16 protein-coding genes and 2 riboswitches are annotated in these 19,691 nt (G+C 69.1%); of the genes, 6 read left to right on the forward strand and 10 right to left on the reverse strand.

All coding sequences use genetic code 11. The features are described from left to right. Nucleotides 1-151 precede the first annotated feature (151 nt). Nucleotides 152-1,699 carry an MltF family protein gene (locus RALTA_RS17325; protein WP_012355174.1) on the forward strand — a complete coding sequence of 516 codons (1,548 nt, stop codon included), beginning with the start codon at nucleotides 152-154 and terminating at the stop codon, nucleotides 1,697-1,699. On the opposite strand, the gene RALTA_RS17330 is transcribed toward RALTA_RS17325, so the two are convergent. After that, the gene (locus RALTA_RS17330; RefSeq protein ID WP_407637539.1) at nucleotides 1,680-2,948 is read right to left on the reverse strand and encodes a D-amino acid dehydrogenase; all 1,269 of its coding nucleotides are present in this window, start codon (nucleotides 2,946-2,948) and stop codon (nucleotides 1,680-1,682) included. The two genes, RALTA_RS17325 and RALTA_RS17330, sit on opposite strands and share 20 nt — an antisense overlap. Nucleotides 2,949-3,002: 54 nt before the next feature. Continuing rightward, a riboswitch (glycine riboswitch) is annotated at nucleotides 3,003-3,122 on the reverse strand. Further along, nucleotides 3,123-3,221, reverse strand: a riboswitch (glycine riboswitch). 225 nt (nucleotides 3,222-3,446) lie between these two features. Here RALTA_RS17330 and RALTA_RS17335 point away from each other — a divergent pair. The 3 genes from RALTA_RS17335 to RALTA_RS17345 are packed head-to-tail and all read left to right on the forward strand — an operon-like array spanning nucleotide 3,447 to nucleotide 7,490. Continuing rightward, the gene (locus RALTA_RS17335) at nucleotides 3,447-5,735 is read left to right on the forward strand and encodes a TonB-dependent receptor (protein ID WP_041232438.1); all 2,289 of its coding nucleotides are present in this window, start codon (nucleotides 3,447-3,449) and stop codon (nucleotides 5,733-5,735) included. Nucleotides 5,736-5,739: 4 nt separating this feature from the next. Further along, nucleotides 5,740-6,987, forward strand: a complete 1,248-nt coding sequence (locus RALTA_RS17340) for a sialidase family protein (RefSeq protein WP_242405290.1) — start codon at nucleotides 5,740-5,742, stop codon at nucleotides 6,985-6,987. Then, nucleotides 6,984-7,490 (forward strand): TlpA family protein disulfide reductase, encoded by a 507-nt coding sequence (locus RALTA_RS17345; protein WP_041232439.1) that lies wholly within the window; start codon nucleotides 6,984-6,986, stop codon nucleotides 7,488-7,490. Before RALTA_RS17340 ends, RALTA_RS17345 begins: the two co-directional genes overlap by 4 nt. A 43-nt stretch (nucleotides 7,491-7,533) precedes the next feature. Here RALTA_RS17345 and RALTA_RS17350 read toward each other — a convergent pair whose 3' ends face one another. The 4 genes from RALTA_RS17350 to RALTA_RS17365 all read right to left on the reverse strand — a co-directional run bounded on the left by RALTA_RS17350 (nucleotide 7,534) and on the right by RALTA_RS17365 (nucleotide 11,051). Next, entirely contained in the window at nucleotides 7,534-8,010 is a 477-nt protein-coding gene (locus tag RALTA_RS17350) for a DUF3597 domain-containing protein (protein ID WP_012355179.1), read from the reverse strand. Nucleotides 8,011-8,236: 226 nt separating this feature from the next. Next, on the reverse strand, nucleotides 8,237-9,226 hold the full coding sequence (locus tag RALTA_RS17355; RefSeq protein ID WP_012355180.1) for a Bug family tripartite tricarboxylate transporter substrate binding protein: 990 nt from the start codon (nucleotides 9,224-9,226) through the stop codon (nucleotides 8,237-8,239). 56 nt (nucleotides 9,227-9,282) lie between these two features. After that, a complete protein-coding gene (locus RALTA_RS17360; RefSeq protein WP_012355181.1) occupies nucleotides 9,283-10,266 on the reverse strand; it encodes a tripartite tricarboxylate transporter substrate binding protein in 984 nt (327 codons plus the stop codon). Nucleotides 10,267-10,301: 35 nt separating this feature from the next. Continuing rightward, nucleotides 10,302-11,051: a GntR family transcriptional regulator gene (locus RALTA_RS17365; protein ID WP_012355182.1), complete on the reverse strand. Its 750-nt coding sequence runs from the start codon at nucleotides 11,049-11,051 to the stop codon at nucleotides 10,302-10,304. A gap of 259 nt (nucleotides 11,052-11,310) precedes the next feature. Here RALTA_RS17365 and RALTA_RS17370 point away from each other — a divergent pair, with 259 nt between their 5' ends. Then, the gene (locus tag RALTA_RS17370) at nucleotides 11,311-12,168 is read left to right on the forward strand and encodes an amidohydrolase family protein (RefSeq protein WP_242405291.1); all 858 of its coding nucleotides are present in this window, start codon (nucleotides 11,311-11,313) and stop codon (nucleotides 12,166-12,168) included. 28 nt (nucleotides 12,169-12,196) lie between these two features. Here the strand turns inward: RALTA_RS17370 and RALTA_RS17375 are convergent, their stop codons facing one another. Beyond that, complete coding sequence (locus RALTA_RS17375; protein ID WP_012355184.1) at nucleotides 12,197-13,117, reverse strand: LysR family transcriptional regulator; 921 nt, start codon at nucleotides 13,115-13,117, stop codon at nucleotides 12,197-12,199. A gap of 93 nt (nucleotides 13,118-13,210) precedes the next feature. Here RALTA_RS17375 and RALTA_RS17380 point away from each other — a divergent pair, with 93 nt between their 5' ends. Next, nucleotides 13,211-14,224, forward strand: coding sequence for a zinc-dependent alcohol dehydrogenase family protein (locus tag RALTA_RS17380; RefSeq protein WP_012355185.1), 1,014 nt, complete (start codon nucleotides 13,211-13,213; stop codon nucleotides 14,222-14,224). Between the two features lie 11 nt (nucleotides 14,225-14,235). On the opposite strand, the gene RALTA_RS17385 is transcribed toward RALTA_RS17380, so the two are convergent. From RALTA_RS17385 to RALTA_RS17400, 4 genes are read right to left on the reverse strand one after another with little or no spacing between them, the layout of a single operon-like run. Then, on the reverse strand, nucleotides 14,236-14,910 hold the full coding sequence (locus RALTA_RS17385) for a DUF2894 domain-containing protein (RefSeq protein ID WP_012355186.1): 675 nt from the start codon (nucleotides 14,908-14,910) through the stop codon (nucleotides 14,236-14,238). Beyond that, nucleotides 14,903-15,550, reverse strand: a complete 648-nt coding sequence (locus RALTA_RS17390) for an OmpA family protein (protein ID WP_012355187.1) — start codon at nucleotides 15,548-15,550, stop codon at nucleotides 14,903-14,905. The genes RALTA_RS17385 and RALTA_RS17390 overlap by 8 nt, the downstream gene beginning before the upstream one ends. Continuing rightward, entirely contained in the window at nucleotides 15,547-18,423 is a 2,877-nt protein-coding gene (locus RALTA_RS17395; RefSeq protein ID WP_012355188.1) for a DUF802 domain-containing protein, read from the reverse strand. Before RALTA_RS17395 ends, RALTA_RS17390 begins: the two co-directional genes overlap by 4 nt. Nucleotides 18,424-18,433: 10 nt before the next feature. Further along, the gene (locus tag RALTA_RS17400) at nucleotides 18,434-19,177 is read right to left on the reverse strand and encodes a DUF3348 domain-containing protein (RefSeq protein WP_012355189.1); all 744 of its coding nucleotides are present in this window, start codon (nucleotides 19,175-19,177) and stop codon (nucleotides 18,434-18,436) included. Nucleotides 19,178-19,691 lie beyond the last annotated feature (514 nt).

Genomic DNA, 19,691 nt, shown 5'->3' on the forward strand with positions numbered 1-19,691 from the left:
CGAAGTGGCGGCCGCGTACTTGCTCCGGGCTTGCAACTCCCCCGCTTGCAACTCCCCGGCTTGCAACTCCCCGGCTTGCAACTCCCCATTTGGCGCCTAGACTCCATATGGGCAAACCGCGCGCTTGCTTGCGCGGCTTGCAACCCCCGCCATGTCCGCTGTCCGCCCTTCCCGTTGGCTGGCAGGCCTCCTTGTGTCTGGCCTGATGGGCGCGCTCAGCCTTTGCGGGCCGGCTGCCCTGGCCCAGCAAAAAGCGCCATCGCAAAATCCGCCAGCCGCGGCATCGGCCCCTGCCGCTACCGCTGCGACAGGCCAGGACACTCCCGCGAAGCCGCGCGGCCTGAACCTTGCCAACAAGCCCCGTACCGGCGACTTCGACGTGATGCTCAAGAGCCGCGTCATCCGCGTACTCGTGCCGTACAGCCGCACGCTTTACTTCAGCGACAAGGGCCGCGAGCGCGGACTGACCGCGGAGCTGGTGCGTGACTTCGAGCGCTACCTGAACAAGAAATACGCCGACCAGCTCGGCAAGCGCCCGCTGACCATCATCATCATCCCGACCACGCGCGACCGGCTGCTGCCCGACCTGATGGCAGGGCTTGGCGATATCGCCGCCGGCAACCTGACCGAGACCGAAAGCAGGCTGAAGCAGGTGGACTTCACCGCGCCGCGCGACCGCAAGCCGGTGCGCGAACTGGTGATCACGGGGCCCAAGGCGCCGCCGTTGCAGCGCCTCGACGATCTCGCCGGAAAAACCGTGCACGTACGGCGCGCCAGCAGCTATTTCGAAAGCCTGACCGTGCTGAACGACGGCCTGCGCCGCGCCGGCAAGGCGCCGATCAAGCTGGTCATGCTGCCCGACGCGCTCGAGGACGAGGACGCGCTCGAGATGCTCAACGCGGGCGTGCTGCAGATCCTGGTGGTCGATGACTGGAAGGCCGCGACGTGGGCGCAGATCCTGCCCAACATCAAGGTGCGCGAAGACCTGGCCGTGCGCGAAGGCAGCTATACCGGCTGGGCCTACCGCAAGAACAGCCCGCAGCTGCGGCAGGCGATCGAAGACTTCTACGTCAACTTCGTCAAGAAGCAGGGCGGTGCGGAGTACCGGCTCAAGCAGACCATGCTGCGCATCAAGCAGATCAAGAACAATACCGACGATGCTGAGTACAAGCGCTTCCAGCAGACCATCGCCTTCTTCGAGAAGTACGGCAAGGACTATGGCTTCGATCCGCTGATGCTGGCCGCGCAGGGTTTCCAGGAATCCCAGCTGAACCAGGACGCACGCAGCCATGTCGGCGCGGTCGGCATCATGCAGATCATGCCGGCCACCGGCAAGGAACTGAATGTCGGCAACATCCGGATCGCCGAAGCCAATGTCCACGCCGGCGCCAAGTACATGGACCGGCTGATGACGAAGTACTTCCCCGACGCGCATTTCTCGGAGGCGAACCGGCCGCTGTTCGCCTTTGCCAGCTATAACGCCGGGCCGGGCAATATCGCCAAGATGCGCAAGGAAGCGGCGGCGCGCGGGCTGGATCCCGACAAGTGGTTCAACAATGTCGAGATCGTGGTGGCCGAGAAGATCGGCATCGAGACCACCACCTATGTGCGCAATATCTACAAGTACTACGCGGCGTACCGGCTGATGCAGGACATGCAGGCGTCGCGCGAGCGCGCGATCAGGCAGGTGCAGAAATAGCGGCCGGAACCGCCATCGCCGGCGCGCTTCCCAGCGCCTGGTCCACAACCCCCGCCACCATGTCCGCCGTCACCGCCGACAAGGTCCACCCCAAATGCCCGTGGCCGGTGTTGTAGAAGATGCAGGCCGCGCGGCCGCGACCCACGCGCGGCAGCATGTCGGGCATCATCGGCCGCAGCCCGGCCCACGGCACCACGCTGCGCGTGCTGACGCCGGGGAAGCACTGCTGCACCCAGTCCACCAGCGGGCGGATGCGGTCGGCGCGGATATCGCGGTTGGTGCCGTTGAACTCGGCGGTGCCGGCGACGCGGAAGCGGTCGTCGCCGAGGCGGCTGGTGACGAGCTTGGTTTCGTCGTCGAGCAGGCTCACCGTCGGCGCCGCCGCGCGGCTCGCGTCGTCGGCCAGGTTGACGGTGATCGAATAGCCCTTGACCGGATAGATGTTGACGCGGTCGCCCAGCCCGGCCGCCAGCGCGCGGCTTGCCGTGCCTGCGCAGATCACGGCGCCGTCGAAGGTGGAGGTGGCCGTGTCGGCGCCATCCTGCACGGTGACGGTGGCGCGCTTGCCGTCTGTTTTTACTGCACGCACGTCCTGGCCGTAGAGGCAGCGCACGCCCAGGCGCGCAATGGCCGCGGCCAGGCCGCTGGTGAACTTGTGGATGTCGCCGGTGGAATCGCTTTCGGTGAAGTAGCCGCCGTAGTACGACCCCGCCAGCGTCGGCTCGATCGCGCGCATTTCCTGCGGGGTCACGGCGCGCCGCTCCAGTCCGCCTTGCGCCAGCAGCGCGGAGACCCGGCCGGCATGCTCGAAGCCGGCGCGGTCGCGGTAGATATGGAGGATGCCGGCCCGCTTCAGGTCGAAGTCGATGCCTTCCTGCGCCGCCCACGCAAACAGGTGCTCGCGCGCGGCGATGGCCAGGCGAGCGGTCTCGATGGTGTTGCGGCGATAGTGGGGAATCGACGCGATGAACTCGGCGAACCACGACAGCTTGTGCCAGCTGGGCCGGGGATTGATCAGCAGCGGCGCATCGTTGCGCAGCATCCACTTCATCCCCTTGACGAGCGTGGACCAGTGGGTCCAGACCTCGGCGTTGGAAGCGGAGAGCTGCCCGCCGTTGGCGAACGAGGTCTCCATGGCGGCGTAGCGGTGCCGCTCGAACAGCGTGACGGAGAATCCGCGCCGGGCGAGCGCGTAGGCGGTGGTGACACCAGTGATGCCACCGCCGATGACAGCGATTGTCTTCATGATCTGCAGGATCCAGGAACGTCGAAGGGTAGGAGTCCGCACGCGACATGCGTGGCGGACGCCCCCTCTGTTCTGGACCTGAGAGATTCGCGGCGCCTTGCCGCGGGGGCGGGGCGCGCTTGCTCCTTCGGTATGCCGGGCGGACGATGGCGTCCGGCATTCTTCAGAGTGCACTGACGGGTGATGCCGGTCCTTTTGCCTGAGAGTTTCCGGGGCGGTTGCTCCTTCGGCGCCGTGCGCGGCGGGCGCCGCGACAGTCTCTCCCTGCATCACGCTGGCTGGAGGCCAGTCGGGGCAATGTAGTGACAAGGCTCCGTATTGGATATGCGGGTTAACACCGATGCATATGGATATGACCGTGCAAGGCGCGTCGCTATGTCGCATCGGCCCGCGGCTTGCGGCCCCATAAAATGTCAGCGCCCGCTAGCAGGGAGGTCCGGGGAGGAGCGCCTGATGCTGCGCAGGCGTAGCGAGCCCATAACGACGACAACAAGGTATTCCGTGAAGAAACATCGCATTGCACTGGCCGCTTCGGCAGTGCTGATGGGCCCCGCCGTGGCCGCTGCCCAAGGGGTGGAGGCAGCCGTGGGGGCGCCCGCGCCGCTGCAGGAGGTGGTGGTATCGGCCCGCCCCGACCGTGCCGAGACGCCGGCGATCCCGCCCAACACGCCGGCGCCGGCGTATGGCATCAGCAGCACGCGCATGGCCGACTTCAACGTGGTCAATACCGAGGACGCGCTCAAGTACGCGCCCAACCTCGCCGTGCGCAAGCGCTTTATCGGCGATATGAATTCGATCATCTCGGTGCGCAGCACCAGTTCGCGCCAGTCGGCGCGCGGGCTGGTCTATGCGGACGGGCTGCTGCTGTCCAACCTGCTCGGCTCGGACTTCAGCTTCCCGCCGCGCTGGTCGCTGGTCAATGCCGCCGAGATCGAGCGCATGGACGTGCTGTACGGGCCGTATTCGGCGCTGTATCCCGGCAATTCGCTGGGCGCGACGGTGCTGATTACCACGCGCACGCCGGAGAAGTTCGAGGGCGATGCCAGCGTGCAGCTGTTCACGCAGCGCTTCGGCCTGTACGGCACCCACGACAACTTCAACGGGGTGCATGCCAATGCCTATGTGGGCGATCGTGTCGGCCCGTTCTCGTGGCTGGTCAGCGTGGACCGGCAGGACAGCAAGAGCCAGCCGCTCAGCTTCTATACCGCGTCGCGCTCGACGCGGCCCGCTGGTGCGGCGGACACGCCGGTTTCCGGCGCCTATTTCGACCAGGACCAGAGCGGGCGCGACCGCGTGGTGATGGGCGTGAACAGCGAGGGCGTCACGCACACGGTGCAGGACCAGCTCAAGCTCAAGCTCGGCTACGACATCACCAGCACGCTGCAGGCGCAGTTCACCGCCGCCTACTGGCAGCAGGACCGCTCCAACACCACCGGCAGCTACCTGCGCGATGCCAATGGCAATGTGGTGTCCGGCGGCCCGGTGAACATCGGCGGCTACCAGTACGTGATTCCGGCCAATGCCTTTGCGCCGGGCAACGGCGAGGACGCGCGCTGGCTGTACGGCCTGTCGCTGCGCACGCGCAACCAGACCGGCTGGAATTTTTCCGGCGTGGCGTCGCTGTTCGACGTCAGCAAGGACGTGAGCCGCAGCGCCAACACCGTCGCCAACGGACCGGGCACGGTGACGTATGGCGACGGCACCGGCTGGCGCACGCTCGACCTGAAGGCCGACTACCGCCCGCAGCAGTTGCAGGGCGGGCACTGGGTCACGTTCGGCTACCACTACGACAACTACCGGCTGACCAATACCACCTACAACACCTCGGACTGGCGCGCGGCCACCATCACCGCGTTCAACAACGCCTTCACCGGCAAGACCGAGACCCAGGCGCTCTACGCGCAGGACGCCTGGTACTTTGCCGAGGACTGGAAGCTGATCCCGGGTGTGCGCTACGAACACTGGCGCGCCTATGACGGCAGCCGCAGCGAGCCTGGCGTGGACATCGGCTATCCGGTGCGCAGCGAATCCAACTGGTCGCCCAAGCTGGCGCTGGAGAAGGCGTTCGGGCAGGACTGGCTGGGCCGGCTGTCGCTGGGCCAGGCCTATCGCTACCCGACCGTGAGCGAGCTGTTCCAGGGCCGCATTACCGGCACTTCGCTGATCAACAACGATCCCAACCTGCGGCCGGAACGCTCGTTTTCGAAGGACCTGACCTTCGAGCGCACGGTGGAGGCGTCGAACTTCCGCGTTTCGCTGTATGAGGACGATATCCGCGATGCGCTGGTCAGCCAGACCAACACCACGGTGTTTCCTACCGTCACCAGCTTCCAGAATGTCGACCGGGTGCGCACGCGCGGCATCGAACTGGCCTACGACGGGCGCGATGTGCTGGTGAGCGGATTCGACCTGTCGGCCAGCGGCGCCTACAACCATTCGAAAACGCTGGAGAACGCCAACAACCCGGCCTCGGTGGACAAGTATTTCTATCGCATCCCGAAGTGGCGCGCCAACCTGGTTGGCACCTATCGCTTCACGCCGGCATGGGCCGGCACGCTGGCGATGACCTATTCGGGCCGGCAGTACAATACGCTCGACAATTCGGATACCAACCCCGACACCTTCGGCGGCACCAGCAGCTTCCTGACCTTCGACGTCAAGGTGACCTACAAGCCCGCGCGCAATGTGCGGCTCGGGCTTGGCATCGACAACCTCACCGACCAGCGCTATTACGTCTACCACCCGTACCCGGGCCGGACGTTCTACGCCGAGGCGAAACTTTCCTTCTGAGCACGTGAACACGCTGACCAACACCATGCCAGGCGCCCGCCGCGCTGTCCGCCTGATCGCTGCGGGACTGATGGCTTGCGCTACGCTGGCGTCGGCCACCGCGGCCGCGCAGGCGCATGGCAGCCACGCCGGCCACGGCGGCCAGGCCAAGCCGAAAGCGAGCGAGCTGGGCACCGGTGCCGCCTTCGACCGCGACGGCAAGCTGTGGATTGCCTACAAGGACGGCCAGCATGTCGCGGTGCGTGCGTCGGCGGACTACGGTCGCAGCTTCAGCGCGGCGCGGCATGTCAATGCCGCGCCGGAGCCGGTCGCCGCCGATCACGAAAGCCGCCCCAAGGTGGCCACCGGGCCCGACGGGCAGGTCTACATCTCCTGGACCCAGCCGCTGCCCACGCCATGGACCGGCTTTATCCGCTTTGCGCGCTCCACCGACGGCGGCAAGAGCTTTGCCGAGCCGCTGACGGTGCATGCCAACCGCGACCAGATCGCACACCGCTTCGACGCCCTCGCGGTGGACCCGGCCGGGCGCGTCTTCGTCAGCTGGATCGACAAGCGCGACGTGGCCGCCGCCGAGGCGCGCAAGCAGCCGTATGCCGGCGCCGCGATCTACTACGCCGTGTCGGACGACCACGGCAAGACCTTCCAGGGCGACTACAAGATTGCCGATCAATCTTGCGAATGCTGCCGCATCGCGCTGTCGCCCACGCCCGACGGCGGGATGCTGGCGCTGTGGCGCCATGTGTTCCCGCCCAACGCGCGCGACCACGCGCTGGCGCTGCTGGGTTCCGATGGCAAGGCCACGCCGACGCAGCGCGCCACCTTCGACGACTGGCGCATCGACGCGTGCCCGCACCACGGCCCTGGCGCTTCCGTCGCGCCCGACGGCACGGTGCACATGGTGTGGTTCAGCATGCGCGCGGGCAAGCCGACGGTTTCGGTGGGGCGCTGGCGCGACGGCAAGCTGCAGGCGCAACACGCGCTCGATGATCCGCGGGCACAGCATGCCGATATCGTCGCGCTGAACGACAACGACATCGCGGTGGTGTGGAAATCGTTCGACGGCCAGCAGACGCGGCTTTCCGCCATGCTGTCGCACGATGGCGGCAAGTCCTGGCAGACGCGCAAGCTGGCCGGCACCGAGCGCGATTCCGACCAGCCGCACCTGCTGCAGCACGCCGGCCGCGCCTACGTGCTATGGCGCACCGAGACCGAGGGCTTCCAGGTCTTCGCGCTCGGGCAGGAGGGCGCATGATGCGATCGCGCCGCCAACTGCTTGCCGCCGCGGCTACCGCGTGCGCGCTGCTACTCGGCACCGCCAACGCCGCCGATCCCGCCAATCGTGTCGCCGTGTTCGATTCCGCCAACGCCGCGCGCATCGCCGCCAGCCAGCAGGGCAAGCCCTTCGTGCTGGTGGTGTGGTCGCTGGATTGCGTCTATTGCAAGCGCAATTTCGACGCGCTCGGCAAGCTGCGTGCGAAGCATCCCGAGCTGCGCGTGGTCACGCTGTCCACGGACAGCGTCGAGTCCTTGCCACAGGTGCGGCAGGTGCTCGATCGCGTCAGGCTGGCGCGCAATGCATGGGTGTTCGGGCACGAGCCCCAGGAACGCCTGCGCTATGCGGTCGACCCGGACTGGATGGGCGAAATGCCGCGCACCTACTTCTATCGCGCCGACGGGCAGCGGCAGGGCGTGTCCGGCGTGATCGGCGACGCCGACTGGGCACGGCACCTGCGCTGGGCCGGCATCGCGGGCTGAGACTGCCGCGGCGCCAGCCCGGCGCCGCCTTCTACGTCATCAATCAGGACAGTTCCTTCGGCAGCTTGCCGCCGTTGGCGGCCAGTTCCTGCATCAGGCGCTTGTGCAGCCACACGTTCATCGCCGCGGAATCGTTCATGTCGCCGGTGTAGTGCAGCTCGCGTGCCAGTTCCTTCCGGTGTTCCAGGCTGCTGTCGATGCCGAGCGCCTTCATCGTATCGACGATGGACGTGCGCCAGTTCAGCGTCTGCCCGCTTTGCTGCGCCATCCGGTCCATGATGGCCTCGACATCGACGCCCGACAGCGGCGCGGATTGCGCCCCGGCCGGCGACCCGGCGGTGCCCTGGACGTTGCCCGCGGGCGCCGCGCCGGTGCCGGCAGTTGGCGCAGTGCCGGCTGGCGCGCCCGCTGAAGTTGGCGTTCCGGCGGCGGGTGGCGTGCCGGCAGTGGTCGCCGTGGTGGTTGCTGCGGGCTTGTCCTTGCCCAGCAGCTTGTTGAGGATGTCCTTGAAGATGCTCATGGCGGGCTCCTGAAGGGTGAACGGGGCAGCAAGCCCTTGCAGGTTCCGGGCCACCGTCGCGGCGCGTTGCCGCGGCGCCTGTAACCCAGCCCGTCCGCCGCATCGTTTGTAAATGGTGCATGTAGCGGGTTCGGCTTCCACCCGACGACCGCTGGCATCGGCCAAGTGCCGTGTCCTTTGCACCGTTGCAAGAAGGCCGTGAGGCACCGCGCGGTGGCGGCCGATATCAATCCGGCTTGATACCGGCCCGCGCAATGATCGGCCGCCAGCGCTGCTGCTCCTGCGCGATGAAGCGCGAGAACTCCGCCGGCGTGCCGCCCACCACGATGGCCGCGTCCGCGCTCAGGCGTTCGACCGAGCTCTGGCTCTTCACGGCTTTCATGGTGGCGTCGGCCAGCTTGTCGGCGGCGGCCTGCGGCAGCGAGGCCGGCGCCAGCAGGCCATACCACTGTGTCATCTCGAAGCCGGGATAGCCTTGCTCGGCCACCGTGGGCACGTCGGGCAACTGCGCGATGCGCTGGGTCGTGCCGGTGGCGATGCAGCGCACCTTGCCGGCCTTGATGAACTGCAGGATCGCCGGTGCCCCGACCGCGGCGGCGTCGAGCCGGCCGGACAGCAGGTCGGTGATCTGCGGGCCGCTGCCGCGGTACGGCACGTGGGTGATGAAGGTGCCGGTGGCGGCCTTCAGGTATTCGAAGGCCAGGTGGCCGGCGCTGCCGTTGCCGGCCGAACCATAGTTCAGCTTGCCGGGCTTGCTCTTGGCCAGCGCCACGAATTCCTTCAGGTTCTTCGCGGGCACGTCGGGATGGACCACGTACAGGCTCGGCACCTTGGACAGCAGCGAGATCGCGCGGAAGTCCTTGACCGGGTCGTACGGCAGCTTCGGGAAGATGAAGGGATTGACCGCCAGCGTGCCGATATGGCCGAGGATCAGCGTGTGGTTGTCATCGGCGCGCGCGACCTCGCCCATCGCGATATTGCCGGCGGCGCCCGGCTTGTTTTCGACGAACACGGACACGCCGAGCAGCTTGGTCAGCTCCGCCGCGGTCGAACGCGCGACGATCTCGGAACTGCCGCCTGGCGCGAACGGCACCACCAGCCGGATGGGCTTGGCCGGCCACGCCTGGGCGCGGGCGAGCGAGGGCGCCAGCGCGCACGCGCCCAGCGCGGCGCTGGCCTTGAGCAGTTGGCGGCGAATGGGATTGGCTGCGGTCATGCTTGTCTCCTGGGGTTGCGGTAGCCGGGCCGCGAAGCGGCAGGGTGGCTGCGTGGTTATTCGGGCCGGATGTTGCCGTCGCGGATGACCTTGGCCCATAGCCGCGCCTGCCCGTCGATGAACTGTCGCGCTTGCGCCGGCGGTGCCGCCACGACTTCGCCACCAAGCTCGGCCACGCGCTGCCGAATCTCGGCGCTGGTCATCACCTTCTGCAGCGCGTCGGCAAGCCTGGCGGCGATCGGATCCGGGGTCGCGGCGGGGAGGAAGGCCGCGTTCCATTCATACACCTCGTAGCTGGCCACGCCGGCTTCCTGCATGGTCGGCACCGCGGGCAGCGCCGGGGTGCGGGCCCGGCTGGTCACCGCCAGCGGCTTGAGCTTGCCGGCCTGGATGTGCTGCAGGCTCGAGGCCACGTTGGCAAAGAACAGCGGCACCTGTCCGGCAATGACGTCGGTCATGGCCGGGCCGCCGCCCTTGTAGGGCACGTGCAGCAGGTCGACCTCGGCGCGCTGCTCGAACAGCACGCCGGCCAGATGCTGCGCCGAGCCGTTGCCCGACGACGCAAAGGCAACCGAGCCCGGCTTCTGCCTGGCCATGGCGACGACATCGCTGACCTTGCCCGCCGGAAAGCTTGCAGTGGCGACCAGCACATTGGGATAGCGCGCCAGCACGCCGACCGGCCGGAACGCCTTGTCCGGATCGTAGGGCAGGCGCGGATAGAGGCTGGGATTCACGGCGTAGGACGAGGCATCGACCATCACCGTGTAGCCGTCGGGCGCGGCCTTGGCGACGTAGGCCGCGCCGATCTGCCCGCCGGCACCCGGCCGGTTCTCGACCACCACGGTCTGCCCCAGCTCGCGCCCGAGGCCGGGTGCGATCAGCCGTGCCATCAGGTCCGCGCCGCCGCCCGGCGGGTAGGTCACCACGATGGTGATGGGGCGTGCCGGCCAGGCCGCGGCGTTGTCGGCGGCCTGCGCCGGCGTGGCGATAGCGATCAGGGCGGTGGTGGCCGCGGCGGCGATCGCGTGGCGTACTTGCATGGGTCTGTCTCCTTGGCGGCGGTCCATAACGGTGCTCAGCGGACGTCGGCGGTATAGCGGAAGGCAAAGGCGTCGCCGCGCGTCAGCCGGTATTCGATGCAGTGGCCGGCCAGGTCGAAGGCGTGGCGCGTGACGACCGCGCAGGGATGCGCATCGGGCAGCATCAGCAACGCGGCCTCGTCCGCCGCCAGCGTGCGGAAGGTCACCTCGTCCACGGCACGATGGACCGTGACGCCGCAGGCGCTGCCCAGCAGCGGGTAGAGCAGGTCGCCCCACTGCGCCGGCGGCAGCTGCTGCAGGGCTTCGCAGCGCGGCAGCGGCAGCCAGATCGATTCCAGCAGCCGTGGCGTCTGTTCCAGCCAGCGCCGGCGCGAGATCGCCAGCCCGCGCGCGCCGCTGGCCAGCCCGAAGCGGGCCGCCATGGCCTTGTCCAGCCGGACGGCGCGGCACGACAGGATTTCAGAGCGGGGCACCACGGGTGCGCCATCGGCGCCGCCGAAGCGGAAAAACCGCATCAGGCTGGCGCCGCTCAGCCCCCTGCGCACAAAGGTGCCCTTGCCCTGCACGCGCTCCAGCAGGCCTTGCTGGACCAGCACGGCAATGGCCTGGCGGATGGTGCCCAGCGCGATGCCGAACTCCCGTGCCAGCGCCCCTTCGGCCGGAATGGCACTGCCAGGCGCCCAGTCGCCCGAAACGATCCTGGCCTGCAGTGCCGCCGCGATCTGGCCGTAGCGGCTCAGCCCCGCGGCGGCGGTGGTGGTCTGGAGCGGTGCGTTGTCTGGCATGCCGAAGCCGTGCTAAATTGACTGCGTGTTTATGTCCTCTAGAGGACTAGAATACTGACGCGGGTCTGTATGCCATATCCGGATATACCCGCCCCACGGAGTAATGCCGTTCAGTTAACCACCGTCGTTCCCGCGCAGGCGGGAACCCAGTGACTTTTTCCCCGAAGGGGACGTGAAAGACGCTGGATTCCCGCCTGCGCGGGAATGACAGTAGGGTTTGATGCCTTAACTGAACAGTATTACGCCCCACGGAGGCTTGATGATGAGCAGGCGCGCATTGCCGCTGGTGGATACCCATTTCCACGTCTTCGATACCGGCGCGGCCACGGCTTCGGCGCGCTACCGGCCGGCCTATGCCGCCGGGCTGGACGACTGGCAGGCGGCCGTTGGCAGCCTGGACGGACGCGGCGACCAGGGCGACCTGTATGGGGTGGTGGTCCAGACGAGTTTTCTCGGCACCGACAACACGGCGCTGCTGGCCGCGCTGAAAACACTGCCCGGGCGCTTGCGCGGCGTGGCGGTGGTCGACCCCGCCATCACGGACGCGCAGCTGACGGCGCTCCAGGCCGCCGGCGTGCGCGGCATCCGCCTGAACCTGTACGGTGATCCGGAATGGCAACGCATTGCCACCGCGCCATGGCGCGCGCTGTTCCACAGGATTGCCGCGCTGGGCTGGCACGTCGAGCTCCATACCGGCAACGGGCAGGGCGCCATGGTGCTGGCGCAGCTGGATGCGGCGCTTGGTGCTGCCGGCGTGCCGGTCGTGCTTGACCACTTTGGCCGGCCCGGCACGGCAGGGATCGCGGATCCCATCTTCGACGTCGCCATGGTGGTGCGCGCGCGTCGCCAGCTGTGGGTGAAAATCAGCGCGCCCTACCGGCTGGCATCGCCACACGATTGGCCACTGCTTGCGCAGCGCTGGCGCGACATCGTCGGCGATGACCGCCTGCTGTGGGGCAGCGACTGGCCGTGGACCAATCACGAGGGGCCGCAGCGGCTGGACGAGTGCCGCGAGCTTGCCGCGTGGCGAGGGCAGGACGGTGACGGCGCGGCGTTGTCCGCCGCGCTGCGCTGGCGCAACGCCGCGGCGCTTTACGGGTTTGCTCTGCCGGCGTAGCGGTATCGCAGCGTTGTACGGCGAGTACTCAATCCACTGTCAGCACCGCCGGCAGCGCGGCCACCAGCAAATCGATCGTCACCCGCAGCTTGTGCGGCAGGAAACGCGTGCGCGGCCATACCAGGTGCAACGGCGTGCGGCTGGCCGAGGCCTGTGGCAGCAAGCGCACCAGCGTGCCCTGCTGCAGCGGCGCCCGCACCAGCCACAGCGGCAGGTTCGCCACGCCGGCGCCGCGGATCGCGGCCATGGCCAGGGTATCGATGTCGTCGAAGGCGAGCCGGTGTGACAGCTCCGGCCGCACCGGATTGCCGTCGGTGTCGGCCAGTAACCAGGGAACGGGCTGGCTGCCGCGCAGGTAGACCAGGCACTGGTGCGACAGGAGTGCGGCAGCGCTGGCCGGCGTGCCGTGACGGCGCAGGTAACCGGGCGCCGCGCACAGCACCATGGCCTGCGCGCCCAGCGGCCGTGCCACCAGCGTGTCGCTGTCCGGCAGGCGGCCGCTGCGGATCGCCAGGTCGATGCCGTCGTCGGCAAAGTCCACCAGCCGGTCGGTGAAATTCCCTTCCAGCCGCAGTTGCGGATGACGGTCCGCCAGTTGCAGCAGCAGCGGCGCCACATGATGGCGGCCGAACACCACCGGCGCGCTCACGCGCACGCGGCCCGCGACGGCGCCGCGCCCGGCCTCCAGCATGTGCTGCGCGGCATCCAGTTCCTCCAGCGCCTGGGCGCAGCGCTCGTAGAACGCCTGGCCGTCGTCGGTCAGCACCAGGCTGCGCGTCGTGCGCACGAACAGGCGCGCGCCGACGCGCGCCTCCAGCCGCGCAATGGCCTTGCCGATGGCCGAGCGTGTCAGGCCCAGGCGCACCGCTGCCTGGGCAAAACTGCCCGCTTCCGCCGCGGCCACGAAGGCCGTGATGCCGGCCAGCCGGTCATGGGTGATTGGTTCCATGGTGGCTACACAGGAAGGAATTCGATTGTCCAATGGATCGGACGGGGAATCAGTATAGTGGGTTCATCGTTTTCCACCCACAGGACTGCACCCATGACTTCCTCCATGCAACGCTGGCAACTTTCGGCATTCGGCCGCAACCACCTGCATCGCGTCGATGCGCCGATACCCACGCCGGGGCATGGCGAAGTACTGGTGCGGGTGCATGCGGTCGCCCTGAACTACCGCGACCTGATGATCATCCACGACGGCATGGGCATGCCGGTGCAGCCGCCGCTGGTGCCGGGGTCGGACATGCGCGGCGAAGTCGTGGCCATTGGCGATGGCGTTGCCGACTTTGCCGTGGGCGACGCGGTCATCAGCACCTTCTTCACCGGCTGGCTCGATGGCGTGCAGCCGCGCCACAGCAAGCCGCTGGGCGTGCCGGGGCCCGGCATGCTGTCCGAGTACGTGGTGCTGGCCGAGGATGCGCTGGTGGCGGCGCCGCGCACGCTCGACGCCGCGCAGGCCAGCACGCTGACCTGCGCCGGCCTGACGGCGTGGCAGGCGCTGGCCGAGGCCACGGTGACGCGGCCGGGCGATACCGTGGTGGTGATCGGCACCGGCGGCGTGGCCTTGTTCGCGGTGCAGATCGCCCGTGCCCAGGGCGCGCGCGTGATCGTGGTATCGGGCAGTGACGACAAGCTGGCGCGCGCGCAGGCCGTGGGCGCGGCGCACGGCATCCATCGCGGCCGTACGCCCGACTGGCCCGCCGCGGTGCGCGAGCTGACCGGCGGCCACGGCGCCGACCATGTGCTGGAACTGGCCGGCGGCGACAACTTCGGCCGCTCGCTGGCTGCGCTGGCGCAGGGCGGTCGCGTCTCGGTGATCGGCAACCTGCAGGGCGACGAGCTGCGCGCCAACGTCTATCCGGTGCTGCATGGCCGCGTGACCGTGCAGGGTATCGGGGTGTCGCACCGGCGCGCCTTGCAGGACCTGGTGCGCGCCGCAGACTGGCTGCAGCTTCGACCGGTGGTGGCGCGCGAATACGGGTTCGGCGAGCTGCCGGCGGCGCTCGACCACGTCGAGCGCGGCGCCTTCGGCAAAGTGGTGGTGCGGCTGGACTGAGGTCAGCCGGATTATGGCTTGCGGGCTTTGGCGCGCGTGCTTTTCCGGGCGGCCGCGCGCGCCGCTTCCTTTTGCGCCGCGGCAGCCGTGCTCAATTGCTCCAGCCACGCCATGCCCTCGACATACGACAGGAAATGCCGCAGGTATTCGGGCGATGTCTCGCGCATCAGCGACAGCGCACGGTGCACGAGATGGTCGGTATTGAGCGGTCCGGCGTTCTCCGGCACGCGTTCCAGCGACTGGCGGAACTGCTGCTCGACGCTGACCCGGGCCCAGGTCTCGCGGAAGTAGTCGGCGAGGGTGTCGACCAGCGGCATGCTCACGGCTTGCGCCGGTGACGGCGAGACCGGGCGGGCATCGTTCGAAGCCGCCGCGATGGCGGGTCTGGCACGCGCGGCGAGATCGTGGACCAGTGCGCCCAGCGCGCTCACGGCTGGCGTTGGCACTGGCTGGCAAGTGGTCTCGCCAGCGTTATCGGCGTTGCGCGGCACAAGGGCGGCATAGGCGCCGATCAGCTCCCGCAGGCGCGCCTCCAGCAACTGCCGCGCCGCGCCGCCGTGTCCGGCGGCGCGGGCGGCCAGTGCCTGCATCAGCCGGAAGCGCACCGGGTCGGCGCGGTCGGCGCCGCTGGCCCGCCAGGCGTCGAGTTGCGCGCGGGCCCCGGCCGCCGCGTCGAGCTCAGCCATGCGCCTTCACCGTGCCGGTGGTCACGCGCGGCACCGGCGAGATTTCCACGCGCCGGTTTTTCGCTCGGCTGGCGGCATCGGCATTCGGCGTCACCGGCTGCTGCGAGCCGAACGCGGCCGAGAATACCGATGAGGGCGGGATGCCCGCATCGATCAGCGTGCGGGTTACGGTCAGGGCGCGCTGCGCCGACAGTTCCCAGTTGTCGGCAAAGCGCCGGTTGCCCTCGCGCACCTGCTGGTCGTCGGTAAAGCCGCTGACCATCAGGATCTCGTCGCGGCTGCGCAGGTAGGCCGACAGCGGCTGGGCCAGGCTCCTGAGCAGATCGCGGCCTTCGGGCTGCAACTCGGCGGAGTTCAGCGCGAACAGCACGCTGCCGCTGATGCCGATGCGCCCGTTCACCAGCGTCACGCGGCCGGCGGCGAGCGGGCCGGCCAGCGCCTTTTCCAGCGTCTCGCGGCGCTGGGCTTCTTCCTGCCGCTGCTTCACCTCGGCTTCCAGCCGGGCCGACAGCTCCATCTGCACGCCGATGACGCCCAGCAGCACCAGCACGAACGCGCCCAGCAGCACCGACATCAGGTCGCCGAAGACCGCCCAGGCCGGCACGGTGGGCTCAACGCCGGCGTCGAATTCCTCTCTCATGCCGCCTCTGCGCCGGACGCCTGCGCGGATGCGCGCAGCTGCAGGTCTTCCAGGATCTGCTTCTGCGACAGCATGCTCAGGTCCACCACCTCGCGCGCCTGCGCCACGTAGTAGGCCAGTTGCTCGTCGCTGCGCGTCATCGACTTGTCGAGCGCGGCCTCGATGCGCTGCAGGTGATCGATCAGCTTGCCGTTCGATTCGCTGAACAGCTGCACCGCCACGCCGAAGGCTTCGCCCAGACTGGCCACCTCGACCGCGCTGCCGGTGACCTGCGCGGCGATGCCGGCAAGCTTGCCGCTCTCGGACTCAACCTTGTCGGTGAAGCGGGTGCCGATGCGCTCGAGCAGGTCGGCAGTGGTGGCAACCAGCGTATCGACCGCGGTGCGTTGTTCGGTCGAGGCGTGGTTCACGGCGTCAAGCAGCGTGCCCAGGGTTTCCATCATGCGGCTGCGTTCTTCCAGCATGGCATGGTCGCGCGCCATGCCCTCGGTCAGCTTCTCGCGCAGCTCCGCGATGACTTCGGCGGCGGCGCGGGGCGCTTCGCTCGCGGCCTGCAGCAGGCGCGAGACTTCAGCGACGGTGCCGGTGGCCTGGGCCTGGGCCTGCGCCGCCATGTCGCGCGCGGTGACGGACAGCATTTCGCAGATCTCTTGCTGGCGCGCGGTGGCGTGCGCGCTGGCCTGTTCCCATTCGCCGCGCAGCGCAGCCGCCATGGTGCCCAGCGTTTCGGTCCACGCGGCCAGGCGTTGCGCGTCCTGCGCCACCATTTCCGCCTGCAGCGCGGTGGCGGCCTTCGGCGCCTCGGCGGCGGCCTGCACCAGGCGGTCGATCTCGGCCAGGGTGGTGCTGGTATGCGCCTGGGTTTCGGTCGAGATGGCGCGCGCGGTCTGTGCCAGCGCCTCGCACACTTCCCGCTGGCGCGCGGCGGCGTGCGTGCTGGACTGCTCCCATTGCTGGCGCAGCGTCGCGGCGATGCCGCCGAGGGTGTCGGTCCAGCCGGCGAAGCGCGCAGCATCGCGCTCGGCCAGTTCTGCCTGCAGCGCGACCGCGGCCTTCGGCGCTTCCGAGGCGGCCTGCACCAGCCGGTCGATTTCGGCGAGGGTGCGGCTGGCATGCGCCTGCGTCTGCGCGGAGATCTCTTGCACGTGCTGCGCCAGCGTCGCGCTGATTTCATCCTGGCGCGCGACCGTGTGCGCGTTCAGCTGCTGCCATTCCTGGCGCAGCGTGGCCGTGATGCTGCCAAGCGTATCGGTCCACGCAGCAAAGCGCGCTTCATCGCGCGACGCCAGTTCTGCCTGCAGCGCGACGGCGGCCTTCGGCGCTTCGGCGGCGGCCTGCACCAGGCGGTCGATCTCGGCCAGCGTGCTGCTGGCATGCGCCTGCGTCTGCGCCGAGACCTCGCGCACGTTCCGCGCCAGCGTGGCGCTGATTTCGTCGTGGCGGCTGACGGTGTGTGCGTTCAGCTGTTCCAGTTGCTGGCGCAGGGTCGCGGTCATGCCGCCGAGCGTGTCGGCCCAGGCCGACAGGCGCTGCGCGTCCTGTGCGGCGAGTTGCGCCTGCAGGCCGGCATGCGAGGCGTCCACGGTGCGCACCAGCGCCGCGGCGTGCTCGCCAAATGTAGCAGCGGCGGCCGACAGCGCTTGCTGGTTGTCGCCGGCCAGTTTTTCGGTGGCCTGCTGCTGCCGCGACAGCGCCTCGCGCCAGGCCTCGGCGGTGCTGGCCGCGACGGCGTCGAAGCGGCTGGCGACATTGTCCAGCAGGCTGGCCGAGCGTTGCTCGAAGGTCTGGCTGAAGCCATCGAGCGAAGTGCGCAGGTCCGCCGCTAGCGCCTCGCTGGTGCGCTGATGGCCGGCAAGCGCCTGGTTCCAGGTGGCGGCGACACCGGCGGTAGCGCTCTCGAACCGGCTCGAAACGCCGTCCAGGTGCTGTTGCACCGCCTGCGTGACGGCGTCGCGCAGGGCCGTGGTCTCACGCGCCAGGCCGGCCATGGTCGCGTCCACCGCGGGCTGGATCGCGGCGCCCGCGGCGCGGGCGCTGTCGGCAATGCTGTCCTTGAGCGATTGCTCCACCGACGCCGCCAGGCGCGTGTAGACGGCTTCGGTCTTGCCGTGGAAGGCGTCCTGGCTGGCCGCCAGCCGCTCGGCCAGGGCCTCGTTCTGTTGCGCCATGGCGCGCATCATGGCCTGCATCTGCTCGGCCAGCGCCGGCATCACGTCGGCCTGGCGCTGCAGCAACCGCAAGGCTTCGTCGCGCTGGTGGCCGCGCGAGAAGCTGCGCAGCGTAGTGGCGATGCGGGCATCGAGCGCCTGCGCGGCCTGGATGCGCTCGCGCCGGCACAGCGCGGACAGCAGCCCCAGCATGGCCGAAGTGGCCACGCCCGCGACCGAGGTGCCGAAGGCAAAGCCCAGCCCCTTGACCGGCGCCGCCAGCGATGCGCGGATCGCCTGCAGGTCGGTCGCGCCTTCGAGCGCGATGCCGGTGCCGCGCAAGGTGGCCACCATGCCGAGGAACGTGCCCAGCATGCCTAGCAGCACCAGCAGACCGACCAGGTAGGGCGTCAGCGCCGGGCCCGGCAGGCCGACGCGCTCGCCTTCGACGCGCAGCCGCACGCTGTCGCGCAGGCTGGGGTGGAGGCGTTCCAGCCAGCCGCCCAGGCTGGCCGGCGCTTCGGCCAGGCCGCCCAGCGCCTGCGCCAGCGTGGCGGTGGCCTGGCGATAGCGCAGCAGTTCCAGCGCGCCGGCCACGTAGAAGCCGCCGATCAGCAGGGTGACGACCAGCGCCAGGAAATTGGTGCCGGCATAGCCCGCGCCAATCCAGCAGACGACCGCCAGGCCCGCCAGGAACGCAACAATATGGGATAGGTATCGGGTCATGATGTCCGGGTTAGCTGTCTTGCAGCGCCGCCAGCAAGCCTTCGACGGGCTGCCAGCGGATCTCGAGTTCGGCGAGCAGCACGCTCTGCATATCCTTGCGGAACACGCCCAGCCATGCGCCGGCGCGGATCGCCGCGGGTTGTTCGGGTGCCTGGGCCTGCGCTTCCAGGGCCTGGGCCTCGGCCTGGCGCAGTCGCTGGAAATGCGCCTCCAGCAGGTTTGGTACCGCGCCCAGCAGGCTCTGCTCGCGCGCGCCGAGCACGCGCTCCATCACCGCGTCGACCATCGCCAGCTTGGCCATGGCCGGCGTACCGGCCGACAGCGCGGCGCGCAGGCGCGCGCGCGCGCCGCCGATGGCGGTTTCCATGGCCTGCTGCAGCGTCTGGTAACGCTGGCGATGGACCGCGTAGTCCACCTGCGCATCGACCGGGTCCGTCAGCGCCGACGGTCGCGCCGGGCCCCGCCGCCGGCTGGCCGGCGCGGTGTCTTCGGCGATGGCGTCGGCCAGCCGCGCGCGCACGCGTGCGCAGTCCTGCGCTTCGGTGCCGCCGCCGGCACTTGCGGTACCTGGCTCGGCCTGCGCGTGGGCCTTCAGCGCCGACGACAGCGCGATCGCATCCGCCCAGCCAAGCCATTGGCTCAGCTGGCTGGAAAGCGAGCTTGCAGGGGCGGGGGCGTCGGCATCAGCCAGGCGGGCCAGCAGGCGGACCAGCGTGGGTCCGCTCAGGCCTGTGCGCCGGGGCACTTGTAACATTCCGCTGGATTCGAAAAATGCAGCAGTTTACACGCCCCGGGCAGTGGCGCGGCCGGCGGGGCTGGTGGATGATGGCGGGACTCCGCTTTCGACCGGTCCCCACCCGTCCCGACCCGATCCATCAGCGCCGGCGGGAAGCCGGTGGCCAGTACCAGCGCGGTGTTTCTGGCGGCGGGCGCGCAGCGGGACGGATTGCGTGGCCGGATGATTTTGTTCAGATCGGCCGAGCAATAAACTTAATTCACTTTTCGCCACCCCTCTGCGACAGTCTGGCCTTTGCAGCCACCTTACTGGAGCGAGGCGCTTATGGATTTCCCCAAGCCAACCATTGGTGTGGCCGTGCTTACCGTTGCCATGCTGGCGGGGCTGTGCGGCCGACGCGCAAGGGCCAGCACTACAACCTGACCTTCCGCCTGTATGGGCCGGACCAGCAGATCCTGTCGGGACAGTGGTTCCCCGCGCCGCTGGTCAGGCGCAACTGAGCCCCCGGCGCCCGTGCGTTTCAGGCAGGGCG

Source organism: Cupriavidus taiwanensis LMG 19424 (genome assembly GCF_000069785.1).
Lineage (GTDB): Bacteria > Pseudomonadota > Gammaproteobacteria > Burkholderiales > Burkholderiaceae > Cupriavidus > Cupriavidus taiwanensis.